This window comes from Zongyangia acetica, from assembly GCF_038739695.1.
GTDB lineage: Bacteria > Bacillota > Clostridia > Oscillospirales > Ruminococcaceae > Zongyangia > Zongyangia gallinarum.
In genome coordinates this window covers 23,438-42,563 of sequence record NZ_JBBEWN010000001.1, presented here as the reverse complement: position 1 = coordinate 42,563, position 19,126 = coordinate 23,438, and the positions used below count along the sequence as shown (strand labels likewise).

General features: G+C 50.8%; 18 protein-coding genes, 1 tRNA gene and 1 riboswitch. Of the genes, 12 read left to right on the top strand and 7 right to left on the bottom strand.

Going from position 1 to position 19,126, the window contains the following annotated elements; all coding sequences use genetic code 11:
• Positions 1–11: 11 nt before the first annotated feature.
• The 8 genes from WGC32_RS00195 to WGC32_RS00160 all read left to right on the top strand — a co-directional run bounded on the left by WGC32_RS00195 (position 12) and on the right by WGC32_RS00160 (position 9,670).
• Positions 12–1,100, top strand: a complete 1,089-nt coding sequence (locus WGC32_RS00195; RefSeq protein ID WP_342680267.1) for a hypothetical protein — start codon at positions 12–14, stop codon at positions 1,098–1,100.
• A 4-nt stretch (positions 1,101–1,104) separates the two neighbouring features.
• Entirely contained in the window at positions 1,105–2,613 is a 1,509-nt protein-coding gene (locus WGC32_RS00190) for a cobyric acid synthase (protein WP_342680266.1), read from the top strand.
• A complete protein-coding gene (locus WGC32_RS00185) occupies positions 2,610–3,245 on the top strand; it encodes a precorrin-8X methylmutase (RefSeq protein WP_342680265.1) in 636 nt (211 codons plus the stop codon). Before WGC32_RS00190 ends, WGC32_RS00185 begins: the two co-directional genes overlap by 4 nt.
• A gap of 60 nt (positions 3,246–3,305) precedes the next feature.
• A riboswitch (cobalamin riboswitch) is annotated at positions 3,306–3,474 on the top strand.
• Between the two features lie 186 nt (positions 3,475–3,660).
• Positions 3,661–4,758 (top strand): FecCD family ABC transporter permease, encoded by a 1,098-nt coding sequence (locus tag WGC32_RS00180; RefSeq protein WP_342680264.1) that lies wholly within the window; start codon positions 3,661–3,663, stop codon positions 4,756–4,758.
• A complete protein-coding gene (locus WGC32_RS00175) occupies positions 4,758–5,531 on the top strand; it encodes an ABC transporter ATP-binding protein (protein ID WP_342680263.1) in 774 nt (257 codons plus the stop codon). The genes WGC32_RS00180 and WGC32_RS00175 overlap by 1 nt, the downstream gene beginning before the upstream one ends.
• 32 nt (positions 5,532–5,563) lie before the next feature.
• A complete protein-coding gene (locus WGC32_RS00170; RefSeq protein ID WP_342680262.1) occupies positions 5,564–6,508 on the top strand; it encodes a sirohydrochlorin cobaltochelatase in 945 nt (314 codons plus the stop codon).
• Between the two features lie 31 nt (positions 6,509–6,539).
• Entirely contained in the window at positions 6,540–8,018 is a 1,479-nt protein-coding gene (locus WGC32_RS00165) for an ABC transporter substrate-binding protein (RefSeq protein ID WP_342680261.1), read from the top strand.
• Positions 8,019–8,128: 110 nt separating this feature from the next.
• Positions 8,129–9,670, top strand: coding sequence for an MATE family efflux transporter (locus WGC32_RS00160; RefSeq protein WP_342680260.1), 1,542 nt, complete (start codon positions 8,129–8,131; stop codon positions 9,668–9,670).
• 123 nt (positions 9,671–9,793) lie between these two features.
• On the opposite strand, the gene WGC32_RS00155 is transcribed toward WGC32_RS00160, so the two are convergent.
• The 3 genes from WGC32_RS00155 to WGC32_RS00145 all read right to left on the bottom strand — a co-directional run bounded on the left by WGC32_RS00155 (position 9,794) and on the right by WGC32_RS00145 (position 11,477).
• Positions 9,794–10,531 (bottom strand): N-acetylmuramoyl-L-alanine amidase, encoded by a 738-nt coding sequence (locus tag WGC32_RS00155; protein WP_342680259.1) that lies wholly within the window; start codon positions 10,529–10,531, stop codon positions 9,794–9,796.
• 147 nt (positions 10,532–10,678) lie between these two features.
• Entirely contained in the window at positions 10,679–10,852 is a 174-nt protein-coding gene (locus tag WGC32_RS00150; RefSeq protein ID WP_342680258.1) for a DUF1540 domain-containing protein, read from the bottom strand.
• A 142-nt stretch (positions 10,853–10,994) separates the two neighbouring features.
• Entirely contained in the window at positions 10,995–11,477 is a 483-nt protein-coding gene (locus WGC32_RS00145; protein ID WP_342680257.1) for a hypothetical protein, read from the bottom strand.
• 177 nt (positions 11,478–11,654) lie between these two features.
• On the opposite strand from WGC32_RS00145, the gene WGC32_RS00140 reads away from it, so the two are divergent.
• Positions 11,655–12,527: a glycoside hydrolase family 25 protein gene (locus tag WGC32_RS00140; protein WP_342680256.1), complete on the top strand. Its 873-nt coding sequence runs from the start codon at positions 11,655–11,657 to the stop codon at positions 12,525–12,527.
• Positions 12,528–12,561: 34 nt separating this feature from the next.
• Here WGC32_RS00140 and WGC32_RS00135 read toward each other — a convergent pair whose 3' ends face one another.
• Positions 12,562–12,744: a hypothetical protein gene (locus tag WGC32_RS00135; RefSeq protein ID WP_191481815.1), complete on the bottom strand. Its 183-nt coding sequence runs from the start codon at positions 12,742–12,744 to the stop codon at positions 12,562–12,564.
• A gap of 198 nt (positions 12,745–12,942) precedes the next feature.
• Between WGC32_RS00135 and WGC32_RS00130 the strand changes: the two genes are divergently transcribed.
• Together WGC32_RS00130 and WGC32_RS00125 are read left to right on the top strand one after the other, a co-directional pair.
• Positions 12,943–13,019 (top strand) — tRNA-Pro (locus tag WGC32_RS00130).
• 160 nt (positions 13,020–13,179) lie between these two features.
• Positions 13,180–14,532, top strand: coding sequence for a DUF4417 domain-containing protein (locus tag WGC32_RS00125; RefSeq protein WP_342680255.1), 1,353 nt, complete (start codon positions 13,180–13,182; stop codon positions 14,530–14,532).
• Between the two features lie 220 nt (positions 14,533–14,752).
• Here WGC32_RS00125 and WGC32_RS00120 read toward each other — a convergent pair whose 3' ends face one another.
• Positions 14,753–15,892, bottom strand: a complete 1,140-nt coding sequence (locus WGC32_RS00120; RefSeq protein WP_342680254.1) for an AI-2E family transporter — start codon at positions 15,890–15,892, stop codon at positions 14,753–14,755.
• A gap of 485 nt (positions 15,893–16,377) precedes the next feature.
• On the opposite strand from WGC32_RS00120, the gene dhaS reads away from it, so the two are divergent.
• Positions 16,378–16,965 carry a dihydroxyacetone kinase transcriptional activator DhaS gene (gene dhaS, locus WGC32_RS00115; protein WP_342680253.1) on the top strand — a complete coding sequence of 196 codons (588 nt, stop codon included), beginning with the start codon at positions 16,378–16,380 and terminating at the stop codon, positions 16,963–16,965.
• A gap of 101 nt (positions 16,966–17,066) precedes the next feature.
• Here the strand turns inward: dhaS and WGC32_RS00110 are convergent, their stop codons facing one another.
• Together WGC32_RS00110 and WGC32_RS00105 are read right to left on the bottom strand one after the other, a co-directional pair.
• Positions 17,067–18,464 (bottom strand): MATE family efflux transporter, encoded by a 1,398-nt coding sequence (locus tag WGC32_RS00110; protein ID WP_342680252.1) that lies wholly within the window; start codon positions 18,462–18,464, stop codon positions 17,067–17,069.
• On the bottom strand, positions 18,461–18,910 hold the full coding sequence (locus WGC32_RS00105) for a MarR family winged helix-turn-helix transcriptional regulator (RefSeq protein ID WP_342680251.1): 450 nt from the start codon (positions 18,908–18,910) through the stop codon (positions 18,461–18,463). The genes WGC32_RS00110 and WGC32_RS00105 overlap by 4 nt, the downstream gene beginning before the upstream one ends.
• Positions 18,911–19,126: the final 216 nt, after the last annotated feature.

Sequence of the window (19,126 nt, the reverse complement as noted above, 5' to 3'; positions counted from 1 at the left end):
GAGGGGATATCTTGGGCGCGGTCATGGTCATTGTAGACGGCATGGGGGATATTCCCTCTTTTTATCCGCCGGAGCTTGTCCAGATGGGAAAGCGGGGGGCTTACGGCGCCTTTTGCACCTGCCCTCAGGGCTTTTCTGTGGACACCCTTCCCTGCGTTTTGACCCTGCTGGGAGTTTCATCTTCCCGTATCCCCCAGGGCCGTGGGGCGCTGGAGGCAGCCGCCCGAGACATCCCTCTCTCGCAGGGAGAAGCGGCTTTCCGCTGCAACCTGGTAACGCTGGATGGGGAGGGACGCCTTGCCTCTTCCTGCGGGGAAGGGCTGACGGCAGCGGAGAAAAGGCGGGCTTTTACTATGGCAGCACCGATTTTCCGAGAGGCTGGGATGCAGTTTTTCCCCTTGGAGGATTACCGGGCTCTGGCGATTGTGAAAGCGGATCCGCGGGAGCTGAAGAACATCCGTACCTATCGCCCCCACGCACATTTGGGAGAGCCGCTGTCCGCCCTGTTGCCCAGAGGAGGGGGACTGGCGGAGCGTCTCGCCGTTTGCGGAGCCAAAAGCCAAAAGGCGCTGGCCCCTCTGGGCCATGCGGCGGTCCTCCCCTGGGATGGAGCGGGCGCTCCCAGCCTTCCTCGATTTTCTTCCCTCCACGGCTTAAAAGGGGCGGCTGTTTGTCGCACCGATGTGGTGCAGGGGCTGGCAAAGGCGATGCAAATGGATCTGTTTGTCCCAAGCCACGCCACAGGGGATGTAGACACCGACCTGGCGGAAAAAGCCGGTATGGCAGCCCGGCTGTCTGAAGCGTATGATTTTGTTCTGCTCCATCTCAACGGAGCGGACGAGGCCTCCCACCGGAGAAACCGGGAGGAAAAGGAAAAATTTCTCCGCCGGGTAGGGAAGCAGGTAGTTAGTCCCCTCCTCCTGCGAGAAGAACTGCCGCTGCTGGTCTGTTCGGACCACAGTACCATGGCTGCCACAGGGGAGCATAGGTCTCACCCACAGCCCTTTTTCCTGCGAAAAATGGGGGTCAAAGGAAACTTAGGGCTGCTCTCGGGAAAAAGGGCTGTAGAGCTTGTGACAGAGCAAAGGAAAGGGGAATGAACGAGTGGCGAAAGCGATTATGATCCAAGGAACCATGTCCAATGCCGGAAAAAGCCTGGTGGCGGCGGGGCTTTGCCGTGTGTTTCATCAGGCAGGATACCGGGTGGCGCCCTTTAAGTCTCAAAACATGGCCCTCAATTCCTTTATCACTGCGGAGGGGCTGGAAATGGGAAGAGCCCAGGTGATGCAGGCCCAGGCGGCGGGAATAGAGCCGTCGGTGCTGATGAATCCCATCCTTCTCAAGCCCACCGGGGAGATGGGTTCTCAGGTAATTGTAGGAGGCAAGCCGGTGGGCAACATGACGGCGGCGGAATACTACCAGCGTAAGAAAGAGATGATACCCGCCATTTTACAGGCCTATCACGCCTTAGAAAGGGAATATGACATCCTTGTCCTGGAAGGGGCTGGAAGTCCAGCGGAAATTAACCTGAAAGCCGACGACATTGTCAATATGGGGATGGCCAAAATGGCCAAAGCGCCGGTGCTGTTGGTGGGCGACATCGACCGGGGCGGCGTTTTCGCCTCCCTGGTGGGCACCATGCAGCTGTTGGAGCCGGAGGAAAAGAAGCTTGTCAAAGGCGTTATCATCAACAAATTCCGGGGGGATAAGGAGATTTTAAAGCCCGGTCTTGTAATGCTGGAGGATTTGATCCATCGCCCGGTTGTAGGGGTGCTGCCCTATCTGCATCTGGATATTGACGACGAGGACAGCCTCTCCCAGCGGCTGGAGAACAAGGAGCAGGGGCTCATCGACATTGTGGTGATCCGCCTGCCCCGGATCTCCAACTTTACCGATTTCGGCTCCTTAGAGCGTATCCACGGTGTACAGGTGCGCTATATAGACAAGGTACAGCAGCTGGGTAATCCCGACGCTGTGATCCTCCCAGGCACCAAAAACACCATGGAGGATCTCCTCTGGATGCGGCAGAACGGCTTGGAGGCGGCTGTGAAAAAATTCGCTCAGAGGGGAGGAATTGTGTTTGGCATTTGTGGCGGCTATCAGATGCTGGGACAAACCCTAAGCGATCCCCACGAGGTGGAATATGGCGGGCAGATGTACGGCATGGGCCTGCTCCCCATGACCACCGTCTTTGGAAGAGAAAAGGTACGCACCCAGGTGCAGGGCCGTTTGCTGCGGGTGCATGGCCCTCTAGAGGCGTTGAGCGGCTGCCCGGTGGAGGGCTATGAAATTCACATAGGCCAAAGTGAGGTGCCGTGGCTTCGGGCTCTGTGCCGGATTGAGAGATGCAACGGGGAAAAGGCGGAGAAAACCGACGGCTGTTCTTCCGGATCGGTTTATGGCACCTATCTCCATGGCTTCTTTGACCGGACAGAGGTGGCCAGCGCTTTTGTGGGAGCCCTCTGCCGCAGAAAAGGACTGCCGGCAGAGACAACGGTCATGGACACAGCGGCTTATCGGGAACAGCAGTATGACCTGCTGGCCGATGCGATCCGCGAGAATTTGGATATGAAGTGCATCTATGATATCCTGGAAAAGGGGATAGAAGAATGAATTTAGAAATGGAGCATGTGCTGCCGCAGGACATCGAGCGGCGCAGCATGGAGATCATCGCCCAGGAGCTGGGAGACAGATGGTTGGATGACGCAAACGCCGATGTCATCAAACGGGTGATTCACACCACGGCAGATTTTGACTACGCGGATACCCTTTGTTTTTCTCCATCGGCGGTAGAAAAGGCAAGAGCGGCCCTGCAACGGGGCGCGGACATTGTCACCGACACCCAGATGGCCAAAGCTGGCATCAATAAACAGCGCTTAGGGGACCTGGGCGGACAGGTTCACTGTTTTATGTCTGATGAGGATGTGGCAAAGGCCGCCAAGGAGCAGGGAACGACCCGCGCCGTCGCCAGTATGGATAAGGCCCTTTCCCTTCAAAAGCCGCTGATTTTCGCCATCGGCAACGCGCCCACAGCCCTCATCCGCCTGTATGAGCATATCCAGGAGGAACGTATCCGGCCGGAGCTTGTCATCGGCGTGCCGGTAGGCTTTGTCAACGTGGTCTACGCCAAAGAATTAATTATGCAGGCGGATGTCCCCTTTATTGTGGCCCGGGGCAGAAAGGGCGGCAGCAATGTAGCCGCCGCCATCGTCAATGCCCTGCTCTATGGCATGGGAAAAAGATAGAGGATTTTTCTTGTAAGTTTCATATAAACATGCTATGATGTAGACATACATCGATAATTTCATAGGAAAAACGACAAAAGCGAATGGGAAGTCGGGTGTAAGTCCCGCACAGTCGCCGCTGCTGTAACTGTCCGCCATCGGGGTCCGCTATGATGCCACTGGAGTAATCTCTGGGAAGGCGCAGGCTCTGGACAGAAGTCAGAAGACCGGCTTTTGTTTGTTTGGAAGAATCTTTCGGTGAAAAAGAGCCTGCCAGTTTTTAAAATCAAAGCCTGCCCCCTTGGATAGGCTTATCTTCTGGTGTCCTGCTTTTCATGGAAGCAGGGCTTTTTTATTGCAAAAAGCCTTGGGATGCCGGCGCATGGGGGAGATGGCTTTGTGGGGAAATTAAGACACAGCGAGCGGGGTTATTTGCATGAAAAAGAATCAGACAAACCAAAAGCCCGGCGGCTTGGAGGAGGACAGCATCCGGAGCTATCGGACAAAAAGACGGCGCTGTCTTGTGATCGGCGCCCTGCTTCTGGCGGCTATTTTGCTGCTTTTGGTGGCATTTGTAGGGATGGGAGCCATGAACCTGGGATTTGCTGAGACCTGGGACATCCTCTTGGGGAAAATTACAGGAGATGCCGGACGTCTGGCAGTTCATGGAGCCAACGAGGTAGCCGTTGTCTGGGAAATCCGGCTGCCCAGGATCTTATGCGGTATTCTGGTGGGCATGGGTCTTTCGGTGGCGGGGGTGATTTTTCAGTCCCTGCTGCGCAATCCTTTGGCCGACCCCTACACGCTGGGCGTCTCCACCGGGGCGGCTTTTGGAGCGTCTCTGGCCATTCTGCTGGCCCTTACCGCGGGCATTGTTGTTTCCACCACAGCCATGGCTTTTCTTTTTGCTTTTCTCACCCTTGTGGTGGTCATCCTCATCTCCAAGAAAGGGGGAGGGATCGCTTCTTCCAACCTCATTATCGCCGGAATCATTGTCAGCGCTATCCTCTCTTCCGGGCTGAGCTTTATGAAGATGGTGGCCGGCGAGGATGTCAGCGCCATCGTTTTCTGGCTCATGGGGAGCCTTGCCTCCCGGGAATGGGGAGATGTGGCCATTGTAGCGCCGGTGGTGCTGTTGGGAAGCCTCATTGCCTTTGGGTTTGCCGGGGATCTTAATGTGATGGTGCTGGGTGATAAGAGTGCCCGGAATTTGGGGGTCAACACCGGCCGGATCCGGCTGCTCTACCTCATTTTAGGCTCCTGTATTACGGCGGCCTGTGTCGCAGTCAGCGGCATTATCGGCTTTGTCGGGTTGGTGGTGCCCCATATGCTCCGCTTCTGGCTGACGTCGGATAACCGCCTTCTGCTGCCCCTTTCAGGGCTATTGGGAGGGTTGCTGCTTTCGGTCGCGGATAATGCCACCCGGCTTCTCTCGGTCAGTGAGGTGCCGGTGGGAGTTCTCACCACCCTCATCGGCGGCCCGTTTTTTATCTATGTCTTTATCAAACGGCGGGGCGGACAGGGGGTGTTCTGATGACGCAGACGGAAAAAGAGCTGCTGCGGGCCCAAGAGATCAGCTTCTCCTATGGGGAACGGCAGGTGCTTTGGGACATTAGCTTTTCGGTGGAGTCCGGGCAGTATGTGTCTCTTATCGGGCCTAACGGCAGCGGAAAAAGCACCCTCTTTGAGATCCTGTGCGGCAACCGCCGGGCCCAAGAGGGAAATGCCTACTACAAGGGGCGGGATATCTATGAAATGGATATCCGGGGCAGAGCGCGTCATTTGGCGGTCATCCATCAGAATGAGGGCATCAGTTTCCCTTACACCTGCATGGAAATGGTCCTTTTGGGGCTGCATCCCCACAGGGCCCGATTTGAGCGGATGGACGACCAATCCCTGCGGCAGGTGACAGAAATCATGGAGCGCACCGGCACCCTCCCCTTTGCGGAGAAGCTGGTGACCCAGCTGTCTGGGGGAGAGATGCAGCGGGTGGCGCTGGCCCGGGCATTGGCGCAGCGCCCCAGGCTTCTTTTGATGGATGAGGCCATGTCCGACATGGATATCAGCGTCAAGATGCAGATGATGGCGCTGATTAAAAACTTGGTACGGACAGAAGGCTTGACGGTGATCGGCATCCATCATGACCTCAATCTGGCTTACCGCTATAGCGACCGGGTACTGGCGCTGCGGGAGGGCCATCTGGTGGCCCAGGGAAAGCCGGTGGAAGTGATGACGGAATCGTTTTTCCAACAGGTATTTGATGTACAAGCCGAAGTGTATCCGGGAAAGGGCTTCTTTATTTTATAGATGAAAGCCCCATGACAAGAAAGGAAAGAACAATGAAAAAGTTAGCACTGATTTTGATGAGCCTGCTTGTGTGCCTCGTGCTATTTGCAGGATGCGGGAGCCAAGACGAATCCACCAGTAATGCGGCGGGAGATAGTAGCAGTTCTTCCTCCCAGGAAAATGGGAGCAGCGAGGCGGTACAAAAGGGTGACCCGGATAAAAAGGCGATTTTGGTGGTCAGCTTCGGCACCAGCTATAACGATACCAGGGAAAAGACCATCGGTGCCATCGAGCAGGAAATTGCCGACGCTTTCCCTGACTATGAAGTGCGGCGGGCTTTCACCAGCCAGACCATCATCGATAAGCTCGGTGAGCGGGACGGCCTGGAAATCGACAATGTGACCGGGGCTATGGAGCGCCTTGTGGACGACGGTTTTGGCACCGTTATCTGCCAGCCCACCCATGTGATGAATGGGCTGGAATACGACGACATGGTGGCGGAGGTCAGCGCCTTTGCCGGCAATTTTGAGACCCTTAAATTCGGCACGCCGCTGCTTAACTCCGCTGAGGATTACCAGTTGGTGGCGCAGGCGTTGGTGAAAAATGTCCCCACAAGTGAGGATGATGAGGCGGTAGTCCTCATGGGCCATGGTACGGAACATTTTGCCAACGCCGCCTATGCCGCTTTGGACTATACGCTTAAGGATCAGGGCAACAGCCAGTATATTGTGGGCACAGTGGAATCCTATCCGGGACTGGAGCAGGTGCAAAAGCAGGTAGAGGCGCTGGGGGCAAAAAAGGTAATCTTGGCGCCGCTGATGATCGTGGCGGGAGATCACGCCACCAACGACATGGCCAGCGATGAAGAGGGTTCCTGGAAGATGGAGTTTAAAAAGGCGGGCTATGAGGTGGATATTGTCCTCAAGGGTCTGGGTGAATATCCTGAAATCAGGGAAATCTATGTCAGCCACGTCCAGCAGGCCATCGATGAGGAATAATTTTGTATTCTAACAGCAGATAGGAGAACTTATGAGACATCTTTTCAAAAAGGGTTTGGCAGTGCTCTTAGCGGCGGTTTTGTCCTTTGGAGTTCTGACAAGCTGCGGCACAGATCAAACATCAGGGGAAACCTCCCAGACCTCCGCTTCCCAGCAGGGCGGGGCGGCGGCCATCAGCTTTACCGATGACGAGGGGCGGGAGATCCGGCTGGATCAGCCCTGTGAGAGGATCATCTCCCTTTACAGCGCCCATACAGAAAACCTGTTTTCCCTAGGTGCGGGAGAAAAGGTCATCGGTGTCAATGATACCTCTGTTTATCCTCCGGAAGCGGCGTTTCTGGACGTTTACGATTATGAGTCGGATCCGGAAAAGGTCATCGCCGCCCAGCCGGATCTGGTGCTGATCCGCCCCTTTATTACGAACAAAGCCCCTGATTTTGTCAAAGCGATTGAGAATGCGGGAATCACGGTAGTTTCCCTTTATCCCGAAAGTTTTGACCTGTTCGATGAATATATCACCCATTTGGGCGCCTTGGTAGGGGAAGAGGAGACGGCCAAGGAGAAGCTGGAGGAATTTCATCAAAACTTGGACGAGATTACCCAGCTGACCTCCACTGTCACCCAGAAGCAGAAGGTGTTTTTTGAGTCCACCGAGGTGAATTTGCGCACCATTACCCCGGATTCCATGCCGGCTCACGCCATCGCCCTGGCAGGCGGGGAGAATGTGGCCCAGGATGTAGAGCCTGTGAAGGAGGGCAGCTCCATCGCCCCCTTCGGAGAGGAGCGCATCCTCTCCTTGGCGGATGAAATCGACGTTTATGTCTCCCAGAGCGGCGCCATGAACGCAGGGGGAACGGTCCATAGCATCTCCATCCGCCCGGGATTTGACACCATCAAGGCGGTGAAGGATGGCCGAGTTTACCTAATCAATGAGAAGATCATTTCCTCCCCTACCTTCCGCTTTTATAAAGGGGTGCGGGAGCTGGCGCGGTATCTCTATCCCGAGGTGATGGATAGCCTGGAAGATTATGAGACAGATCAGCCCGCTACCCGGCGGGATCTGGCCAACATTATGGTCAAAGCAGCCCATCTGCCCATCTATGTGACCTCCTCACGGTACTATCAGCAGGAGCATAAGGGCCATACCTATGGGCTCTTTGAAGATGTGGAGTGGACCGACCCGGATTTTGACGCCATAGAAACGGTCGTGGTTTCTGGCTATTTGGACTGGGAGAAGGACGGGGAAAAGGAATATTTTCGTCCGGAGGATCCGGTGACCCGGGAGGAGCTGGCCCAGGCGATTTTCCTCATGGGGGACTTTGAGGGGAAGGACGCAACGCCCATCCAGGATTTGGAGGAGTGTGAAAACCAGAACATCGTCCAGATTATGGTGGATAACGGTGTGTTTGCGCTGGCTGACGGCAACTTTGAACCCCAGCGCACAGTGACCCAGCAGGAAATTGTAGACGCCTTTTCCAAAGCGGGCCCGCTGGCCCAGGGAGAAGAATAAAATAGAGAGGGCAGGCTCAGATTTTTTGGGAGCCTGCCCTCTTTGCTTCATAACGGCTGACAGCTTTTCATATATTTCTACAAGGAAAATAAGGAGATACGGTGAAATATATGAAAAGACTCCGGGCTTTTTTGCTCAACGGCCTGATTCTAACCATTACATCGCTGCTGATGAGCAGCATTAGCGTCTGGTTTAATGTCTATTTGGGGAATAAAATCGGCAATGAGATGATGGGCGTCTTTCAGCTGATTATGTCGGTGTACGGCTTTTCCATCACCTTGGCGACAGGAGGCATCAATCTGGCCACTACCCGGCTGGTGGCAGAGGAGATGGGGAGAAGCGCACATCCAAACCTCAAAAAAATCCTGCGCAAATGCCTTCTCTACAGTATTAGTTTTGGCACGGTGACGGCGGTTTTGCTCTATCAGCTGGCGCCCGCCATTGGGCTGCAGATGCTCCAAAACGATCAGACCGTCCTGCCGCTGAAAACCCTGGCCATCAGCCTGCCCTGTATTGCCATGTCCTCGGTGCTTTCCGGCTATTTCACTGCGGTGCGGCGGGTGGTGAAAAACGCTTCCATCCGCATTGCCGAGCAGTTTGTCAAGATTTTCCTCACCATTGTGGGCTTGACGGTGCTCTCCCCCGGCGGGCTGGAGCAGACCTGTCTGTGCATGGTCTGGGCTGGCGTCATCTCGGAAATTTTCTCCTTCCTCTTCTCCTTTATTATGTACCAGATGGACGCCAGAAGGTATAAAAAGTGTGATCGGGCATCCCAGGGCATCACCCGCCGGATGTTCGGCATCGCTTTGCCGGTGGCCATGAGCGCCAATCTGCGCTCCGGCATCCTGACGGTGAAAAATCTGTTGGTTCCCATCCAGCTGCGGAAGTTCGGCGTCTCGGAGAGCGAAGCCTATGCGGCCTTCGGCGCCATCCACGGGATTGTGCTGCCGGTGATCCTGTTTCCCTCCGCCTTTTTATTCTCTTTTTGCGACCTGATCGTCCCGGAGCTGGCCGAATGCTTTGCCGTAGCCGACAACCTCAAGGACAATATCCGGATTAACTACATGGTGACCCGTATGTCCCAGATGACCCTGCTTTTCTCCATGGGAGTAGCAGGCATCATGTTCTGCTTTTCCACCCAGGTGGGAGAGCTGATCTCCAGCAGCGATGAAATCGGCCTTTATGCCGATTATATCCGGCTGTTTGCCCTGATCATCCCCATCATGTACTTTGATCACGCGGTGGACGCCATGCTCAAGGGACTGGATGAGCAGCGAAGTTCCATGCGCTATAATATTATCGACTCCACCGGGACCCTGATTCTGGTCTGGTTTCTCCTGCCGGTTTCGGGAATTCAGGGCTATGTCTTTGTCCTTTACATGAGCGAGATTATCAACTTTGCCCTGAGCCTTCACAGGCTCATCAAGGTAACGAGCTTCCGGGTCAATCTCGCGGATACCATCTTAAAGCCCGCTTTGTGCATCGGCTTGGCTGTAGCTTTGCCGGCTTTGGGCATCCAGCTTATGCCGTCTTTGGATGCGCCCATCTTCCTCATCGCGTCTTCCGCCTTTTTGTACCTGATTTTGCTGTGCGTCACCGGCTGTCTGACGCCGGAGGACATCAAATGGCTCAAAAGCATCTTTGCCAAGTGATTCGCTCAGAAAAAAACTCTCTGTCAGCCGCTGGAAAGGGTGGTTTCGGCAGGACCTGCGCATTGCAAAATACGAAAAGCAGCAATGAAAAGCAGCCTTCCTTTTTCGGGAAGGCTGCTTTTCCTATACTTTCACATAGTTTGCGTTGGCGAAACCGGTAACCCCGTTATAATTAACACTGTACCAGTCCTTCCAGCGGCCGTAGACAGTGATGGGATTGCCGTTATAGGCGTGGGCCACCACCTGGGAAGAGGTGGTGGGACGGGAACGGATGTTGAGGGATCCCTGACCCACCGAAACAGTGCCCTGGCGGACGGGCCCAGGGGCGATAAAGGGGAGGCCAAAGTATTCTGTCAGAGAGAGGACCACATTCCGGGCGATGGCATTGATGTTATTTTTAATCCAATTGGCGTCCTCCACATTGTCGTGATAGGCAAATTCGATGAGCACAGCCGGGGCCTTGGTTTTGGTCACCTCGCCTAAGCTGGTTGTGGTCAAAGCCCGGACCCGGTCAGGCAGGGGATAGATGGCTTTTAAATTCTTGGCGATAATTTCGGCGGCCTTTTTGCCGTAGACGCTGCCCGGCGCATAGTAGACTTCCGCGCCCCGGACATTTCCTGCGTTAGCGGCAGGGGCGGCGTTGGAATGCAGCGCCACATGCAGATCGTAGTTGCCGGCGTTGGAGGCTCGGATAGAGGAGGCGGCGGTCATGTCTGGGGTGTTGCGGGTGAAGGCGATGCCGCTGGCACGCAGATAGGGTTCCATGGCATCGGCCACCAAATTCATGTAATACTCCTCTGTGCCTCCGGTGACATAGGGGTTCCACTCCTGGGTGGAAGGGCTTAGATAGATGCTGGGCATGGGTATCGCTCCTTTTGGCAGAATTTTGGATCATTCGGTGGTTTATAAACGCGGATACCCTATTTTATGTAAAAAAACCGACGGGGTGAAAATAAAAAGAAAAGGACCCCGTCAGGGGTCCCAGAGGAGGGAGAGATACAGTGAAAGTTACTGTTTCAGCTGAAAGGATTTGCAATCGGTGCACTGATCCTCTGTAGGATTCATCTCATGGGTACCAATGGTAACACAGTCAAGAGAGCAGTAGTTCTGCTGCTGGCAGTGATGCGCGCACTGCTGCACGGTACATTTAATGCTTTCGTTTGCCTGAAATTGGTTATTCATATTGACGGCCTCCTTAAATTTGCTTATGCTGGGATCAAAGGAAATGCCTCAAAGAGACTTCTCCTTTCCATTCCAGCTCTCCTTTATTCTGCCCATTGGCACCATACTCTATGCATATACCGCAAAAAAGCGGAAAACAATTTTAGGATAGGCCGGAGGGAGGGAGACCTGAAATCCGCAGAACAGACAGGGATACACTTATCGACTCCTCTTGGCCCTCAAACTGAAAAGGCGATTGACTGCAAAGCTGCAAAACACAAGGGAGACAGGAGGGAAAGATCGCCTGCCCTGTTAAGGATAGGCTGTCATCCCCCGACTTATGGACGGATGTGCGGGAACCGGGCAGTATTTTTCCGTCTAGGGTTAGGGAAAACACGGTATCGATTTGAAGGTGTGAGGGAAGATTTACTATATAGTCTGCGCGGTAGATACCGGGTGTCTGGAGCTGGATGGAGCCGTTATGATGGGATATTTCCGGAGAGACACAACCACTTTTGTCAAAGCGTATCGCTTCTTGGGGAGTTTCAATGGACAGGCCGCCAGTTTTATAGAAGTATCCATAATGATTTTTTTCTGAATCCCGCAGCCTGTTTACAATCTCCTCGATAAATTCAAACAGGGTCATTGGAACACTTTCTTTCCCGGGGACGAAAAAACGACCCCAATTGCAGATGGATTCCTTATAATGTATGCCCAGCCTACTGTATGGGTGACAGTTGTCCTCACCAAGTAGATGGAAAATGCATAGTGATAAAGGGGGAGAGACACTCAAGATCATACCCCCAGAAAGGAAGGGAAGAAAATGATACAGGGAATTGATGTTTCGAAATACCAGGGAAATATCCTCTGGAAAGACGTCAAAGCGGCGGGAATACAATTTGCCATGATCCGGACAACATTGCGCCGTACCGATGGCATTTTAGCTACAGATACAACAGCGCTAGCAAACATTACCGGAGCGCAGGCCGCAGGTGTCCCTGCGGGCGCCTATCATTATACACGGGCTAAAAACCAGGCGGAGGCGATGGAGGAAGCGAAATACCTGCTTTCTGTCATCCGACCCTATCGGCTGGAATATCCAGTGGCCTTGGATATAGAGGATAACGCCATGATAAACCTGGGAAAGGAGACGCTGACCAATATCGCCGCGGCTTTTCTCAAGACGGTGCAGGATGCCGGATATTATGTCATGCTCTATTCCAATAAATATTGGCTGACCAGTATTCTTGACGTAAGCAAGCTCAGTCAATATGATGTGTGGCTCGCTCAATATAATTCCGTTGTGACCTATGATGGTCCCTATGGCATGTGGCAATATACGTCTGGTGGCCGTGTTCAGGGGATTTCCACCGATGTGGACATGGATTATGCCTATCAGGACTATGCGCAGATTATCAAAGGCGCAGGGCTCAATGGGTTCCCCAAGCCCATCGAGCCCCAGGAACCCAATGTGCCAGAGGAGCCTGAAGGGCCGGAGACACCGGAGGAACCGAATGTGCCCGAAGCGCCCACTGTGCCCGAAGAACCAAATACCCCGGAAGAGCCTACCGAGCCCGAAGATCCCAATCTTCCGGACCAACCTGCACCAGAAGCCAACTGGCTGTCCCGCATTTGGCAGGCGGTTAAAAATGGCTTCAAGAAAATATATCGGTGGATCAAGGGATTATTGAAATGATGATAAAAAGCGGGGCTTTTGCCCCGCTTTTTATCTACTGCTGTGTTTGGGTCAGATTCTGAGCGCATTGCTGCAGCTCATTTAGGTTGCTGAATTTTGCTCCAGACTGCTTGATGTTTTCCTGGACATATTTGGGCAGCGTATTGAAATACTGCTGCATCTGAGGATCGTTTTCCAGAGCATTGATCTGCTGATTCATCTTTAAAGGATTTTGCATAAGAAACTCCTTTCTGCCCATTTTTTGCTGCGGGATATCATTAATGTTATGATTCCAATTATGTACAGAAATAAACTAGTAAAATTATGGATAAAATATCAACTTTATAATGTAAATTAACATTTCAAAAAAATCAAAATTTTTCTCAAATTTTACTTGCTTTTTTCAGGAGGATCATATATAATATTAAAGGTAATTCCGGGTGTAGCGCAGCTTGGTAGCGCGCTTGAATGGGGTTCAAGAGGCCGCAGGTTCGACTCCTGTCACTCGGACCAAAAAAAGACCGAGAAATGGCGAGGATAAGCCGTTTGTCGGTCTTTTCTTATTACCAATTTGTAAATTTTCTCATGTCGTTGCACAGAAATGTGCAACTTTCGTTGTTTGGGAACCTGTATGTAGAAGGATTTGTTCCTTACTACATACAGGAGGTTCCATATGACCGAAGAAAACTACAACTACCGAACCAGTCAGACGTTGCTTCGCAACCAGTTTCCCGGCAAAGGAAAGTTAAAAATACCCATCATTCCTAAGTTCCAAGAAGAGCCCGGAGACTTTGATGATCTTTTGTTAATCGGTTTTGACAAAACCCACTTGGAGGACCAGCATCACCCTGACCGCATGGTACACTTCTTCCTATATGACTATCGCTTTGAACGGGTCTGGAAGAACCCGGACAATGACATCGAAAAGCTGTCCCGCTACCGTGCGGTGCTGTCGCCGGATTTCAGTATGTACCTGGAGATGGCGCCTGTCATGCAGCTTTACAATGTATTTCGCAATCGCTGGTGCGGCGCTTACTGGGCTTCCAAAGGGATTCGTGTGATTCCTACCGTCAACTGGGGTGATGAATCCACGTTTGATTTCTGCTTTGAGGGGATCGAAAAAGCCAGCGTGGTGGCGGTTTCTACCTATATGGCGTCCGAACATGACAACCGTCAGAATCAAAAAGAGTGGTTCATGGCTGGCTACAACGAGATGATGCGGCGCATCGAGCCGGAGAAGATCATCTGTTATAACACACCGTTCCCCGAGATGCAGGGAAATATTATTTATGTGGACTATGAGCGCAGCTCCTGGCGGCACATGAACTATGAATGTAGTTTCCATCGCGAAGATTTAGATGCCTTTAAAATTAATAGCGGATCAAGCGGGAATCGTAATACAATAGAGCCATACTTAATTGGAAAAGGCGGAGGAAGCGCCTATGGTGGGAAATGGAGACCAAACCCGAATAAGCCACAGGACCAGCGATTTTTAGGAAGTCCTGGTGAAATCAAAACGACTGTAATGAAGAATGGTGAAACATTCAAAACAAAAATCGGTGATAGCGGCAGAGCAGAAATAGAGCGTCACGAAACAGATCATGGTCGGAGCGATAAGCATTCAAATCCACACGACCATAGAATCAATTGGAATAATCCTGATGAACATCCAGAGCCGGGATCCCCCATCAATTATCCTAATGGTGCTCCCGAGTTCAAACAATACCGGAGGCTGTTTTCTATGGAAAAAATGATCGTCATTCCAGATGGAAGTTTGAATTTTGAAACGATCAGTGAGTTCAAGCGCAGTTTACATTGGGGCGGCGAAATTGAGTTTGTCTGGAAGGGTATCACTTACGGCGTGATTCGGTATGGCACAAATAACAAAATTACCATTTATGTGGCGAACAGACCTGAAACCGAGAAAGTCTGTGAAACTGCAGATGATGCATTAGAGTATATGGTTGGAGAAGATCGTCTGCGGGATGTGATCACGAAGGTAAAAGTGATTTCTCGTACTGTATAAGATAAAACCTCCTGCTGACGGCCTGCAAACCATTGACACAACTGGATTTCTTTAAGTCTTATAATTACACTCGGACCAAAAAAAGACCGATGAATGGCGAAGATAAGCCGTTGATCGGTCTTTTCTTTTTTGTGAAAAATGAGTGGGAAATAGAGAAAAAGATTTCTATTATGCATCCTATTACGTATCGGATTAGAGACTATCTGTGATCTTTTCTGTTTTATTGCATTTGAACGCTCAGTTCATTTTTGTTTTTACTGTTGTCTTCTTCACGCCTTTTTACGTCTCTTTTTAGTACCTGATAAATGACGGTGGTAGCAGGAACCGCCAACAGCATCCCCCATATTCCGAATAATCCGCCGCCTACCGTAATGCCGACGAGGACCCAAAGACCTGGCAGGCCGATTTTGCGCCCAACAACTCTCGGATAGATAAGATTTCCTTCTACCTGTTGAAGAACGATCAAGAATATGAGGAAAATCAACGCTTTTGCAGGAGAAATAAACAGCAAGAGAATTACACCAACGGCTCCTCCGATGTATGCTCCGAGCATGGGGATCAAAGCAGTAACAGCAATGACTGAACTGATCAGGGCTGCATAATCCAGCTGTAGAATCATCATGCCGATAAAGCAGAGGACACCTAGAATGACAGCTTCTTTGCATTGTCCGGCCACGTAGTCACCAAAGACCTGGGCAACAATCTGGTAGAGTCTGCCAAAAAAAGAATGGGTGCGTTTGGGCAGATATACTTTCAATGTCCGCCGCAGCTGTTTCAGTAGTTGATCCTTACCACTTAGAAGATAGACTGACAATACAATGGAGATAAAACCGGTGATTACTCCGGATATGAGGCTGCCGGTTACCTCAATGATCTGGGGGATCATCTCTTCGATAGCATTGGACAGTGTTCCCAGATAGCGGCTGACCGTATCGATCAGAGCACTTAAATCCACCGGCGGGAGATTCAGCTGCTCGGTGAATCCGTTGAGTGCTGCCTGCGCATCTAATAGATACTGATCAGCACTTCCTGCAAATAGGGATAAATTTCGGATGAGTTCCGGTACCACCAGACAGATCAGCAGGATAATTGCGCCGAAAGCCAGTATATATACAGTAATAATCGCCAGTATCCGCGATATTCGAGAATTTAGCCCCCATCGCTTGCCATACAGCTGGCAAAACCACTCATAGGGACGGTTGAGGACAAAAGCAATGATAATGCCTATAAAAAATGGGGTCAAAAGCTGGAGAAAGATACTGATTCCGCTGATGATCTTTTCAAAATGCACAGCGATCAACACCAGCCCGATGGTAAAGGATATTAGCAATAGATAGGTCTTCAGTGTTTTCTTATCCATACGTCCCTCCTTTTATGATGTGAGATACAACATCTTAATGCTGATGACTTATCAGGTTACAGGCCATAGAGAGCTTTTTGGACCTGTTTCTGTTTTTATCTAGGCTTTACAAAAGATTGCTCGAGATTAATTCTCTTTTTCGTCTCGATGATTTATTCTCCACCGTATATTGCAAAAGCTGAGGGTAGGCCTGTGACCTGCCAAGCCCCTTTTCTAGAGGAACATCAAGAGTGGGCAGAATGGGGTGTCAACAAAGATTCCTCCTGCCGTATGTTAATGTTATTATTTTATCAGCCCACCGGTGCCCTGTCATTGGACAAAAGGCCATCCTGTTACACTTTTTCCCGCTTTTAAAAAAGTGTTACTTTTTGGGACACTTAGACGAATCTGTCCCAAAAGCAGAGAGGGGAAAAACGGTTTTTTTGTTGATTCTCTCGGGCTTTTATGATATATTGACATAATAAATATGGACAGGAGGTGGGCTTTTGCCGGATTCGAATATCACCAAGCGGGTGCTGGCAGCCGCTCTGAAGGAGTTGATGGAGACAAAGTCCTTCTCCAAGATCAGTGTCAGCGATATCTGTGCGGCCTGTGATATGAACCGTAAAAGCTTTTACTATCATTTTAAGGATAAATATGACCTGGTCAACTGGATTTATTATACGGAATGTGTGGCTGTGCTGAAAGAAAAGGGGTACAATACGGGATGGGAATTGCTAGAGGATCTTTGCGCCTATTTTTATGATAACCGCAGTTTCTACCGCAAGACGCTCAGTGTAGATGGACAAAATTCCTTTTCAGAATACTTCCGTGACATTGTGGATTCAGATATGGAGAAAATCTTCGGACGGGACGACGCGCTTGCATTTTATGTAAATTTTTATGCGGATGCCTTCCTGTGCGCCATCAAACGATGGCTGCTGGATAAAGACTGTATGCCGGCAAAGGAGTTTACCCAGCTGTTGAAAAACTGCCTGCTGCGGACCTCAGACACGATACTTCAGAAGCTTTCAGACGAACCGGAAGAAAAAATAAAAAAAGCAAGTAGTAAAGGGAAAGAGCTGTCTCGATGATGAGACAGCTCTTTCCCTTTATGAATCATTTGTTTAAAGCGATGCTTTTTAACTGGCTACTTTTCTTAGATGATATCTCCGACTGGCAGCAGACAACCTTCTTAGCCTTGTCGCAGTGCTTTTTTGTCATCCGAAGGCCCGGATATTTGTTTTAAAGCTTTCCGGAATTGGAAAGTAAAGAGTACGATGGTGAAAGAAACAGCTAAGAAATCTGCAACTGGCTCTGCCATATAAACAGCGGTGGTTTTATCGGCAGAAAAGATCAGGGGCATGATATAAATTAATGGGATCAGCAGAATAAATTTCCGCATGACCGCCACCAAAATAGATGCCTTGGCGTTACCAAGTGAGGTGAAGGTCATCTGACAGGAAACCTGAATACCAAACAGAAGCAGGCAGGCCATATAGATTCGCAAAGCGGTTTTGGTAAAAGCAATCAGTGGCTGGGAATCGGTAAACATAGCGGCAAATGCTTGGGGGAAGACCATGACACAGGCCCATAACAGGGTAGAGTAGACGAGGCTGGCCTTCAGTAACAATTTAAAGGCAGCCTTTACCCGATCAGGATTGCGTGCACCGTAATTGTAGCTGATGATGGGCTGTGCTCCCTGTCCCAATCCTTGCAGCGGCAGCATAGCAAACTGCATGACACTGGTCAGAATGGTCATGGCGCCAACGGCAATATCACTGCCATAACGCAGCAGGGAGGAGTTGAAGCAGATGGAAATGACGCTTTCACTGGCCTGCATGATAAAGGTTGACAAGCCCAAAGCCAGGCTGGGGAGGACGATTTTTCTCTCCAGCCTAAAATTCTTCTTGCGGAGTTTTAAATGGGTCTTTTTACCGCAGAGGAAAAGGAGCACCCATACACAGGACATTGCCTGGGAAATGATGGTTGCCCAGGCGGCACCCGCAACACCCATATGAAAACCAAAAATAAAGATGGGGTCGAGAATAATATTGGCCACTGCGCCGATCAGTACCGAAAGCATACCAGTTTTAGCAAAGCCCTGCGCAGTAATGAAAGCGTTCATTCCCAAAGTCATCTGGACGAAAAGGGTACCCATGGCGTAGATATTCATGTATTCGACGCCATATGCAATGGTGTTTTCGCTGGCTCCAAAGGCCATGAGAAAATCCCGGTTCCAAATCAGCAGCGCCGCTGTTAGAACGACAGAAATAATGAGCTGTACGACAAAGCAGTTGCCCATTGTCCTTTCTGCTGCATCGTGATCACCTCTTCCCATATGGATAGAGGCTCTAGGCGCGCCGCCATATCCCGCAAAGGCGGCGAATGCTGTTACAATCATAATCAAAGGCATACAAACGCCAACACCGGTCAGCGCCATGTCGCCAATCTTCGGAATATGGCCAATGTAAATGCGGTCAACAATGTTGTACAGCATATTGATGATTTGCGCTGTTACGGTGGGAAGGGCCAATTTTAAAAGAAGTCTGCCTACCGGTTCCTTTCCCAGAAAATCTTTCTCTTCTGTCATATGATTTCTCCTCTTTCCCCAACTATTTTTGTATTCTCAGCAATTCGCTCGTTAAATTTTGCAAATTGTTTTATTTCTTCTTCGGTGAAGCCCCGGAAGATTTGTTTTAGAAACTCCTTCCGCACAGCTTCAATTTCATGGGTAATGGGCGCGGATTTGGATGTCAGAGACAGATGGATCCTTCTCCGGTCCTCCGTATCCTGCCGGCGCTGCAACAGAGATTTCTGTATGAGACTTTCCACCGCCTGAGATACATTGCTTTTTGAGAGCATCCGAAACTCAACAATATCTGCGGCGGTATCTCGGCCGGGATGATTGAAAAGGAAGCTGATGATGGTGACTTCGATGGGCGCCAGACCATGCCGATCGCAGACAGGTTTCAGCATGCTGTCATACAGCTTGATGATCCGCCGAATGTTGGATAAAAGCGTATTTGTCCGGTGCATGCGGTAAGTCCCTCCCCATTCATGGTTTTTAATAGTACAGTTTTTTATAGAACTGTTTTTACAACAAACTATTTTATCTCAAAATCCAAATGAGTCAAGCCAAAAGCCATGCTCCCTCAAAATGTTTACATTTAGTTCATAAAAATACACCTACAAAAGAAAGCCATGCCGATGGTTTTCGACCTTTCTACGGTGCCCTTGCGGATAGGTGGTTTT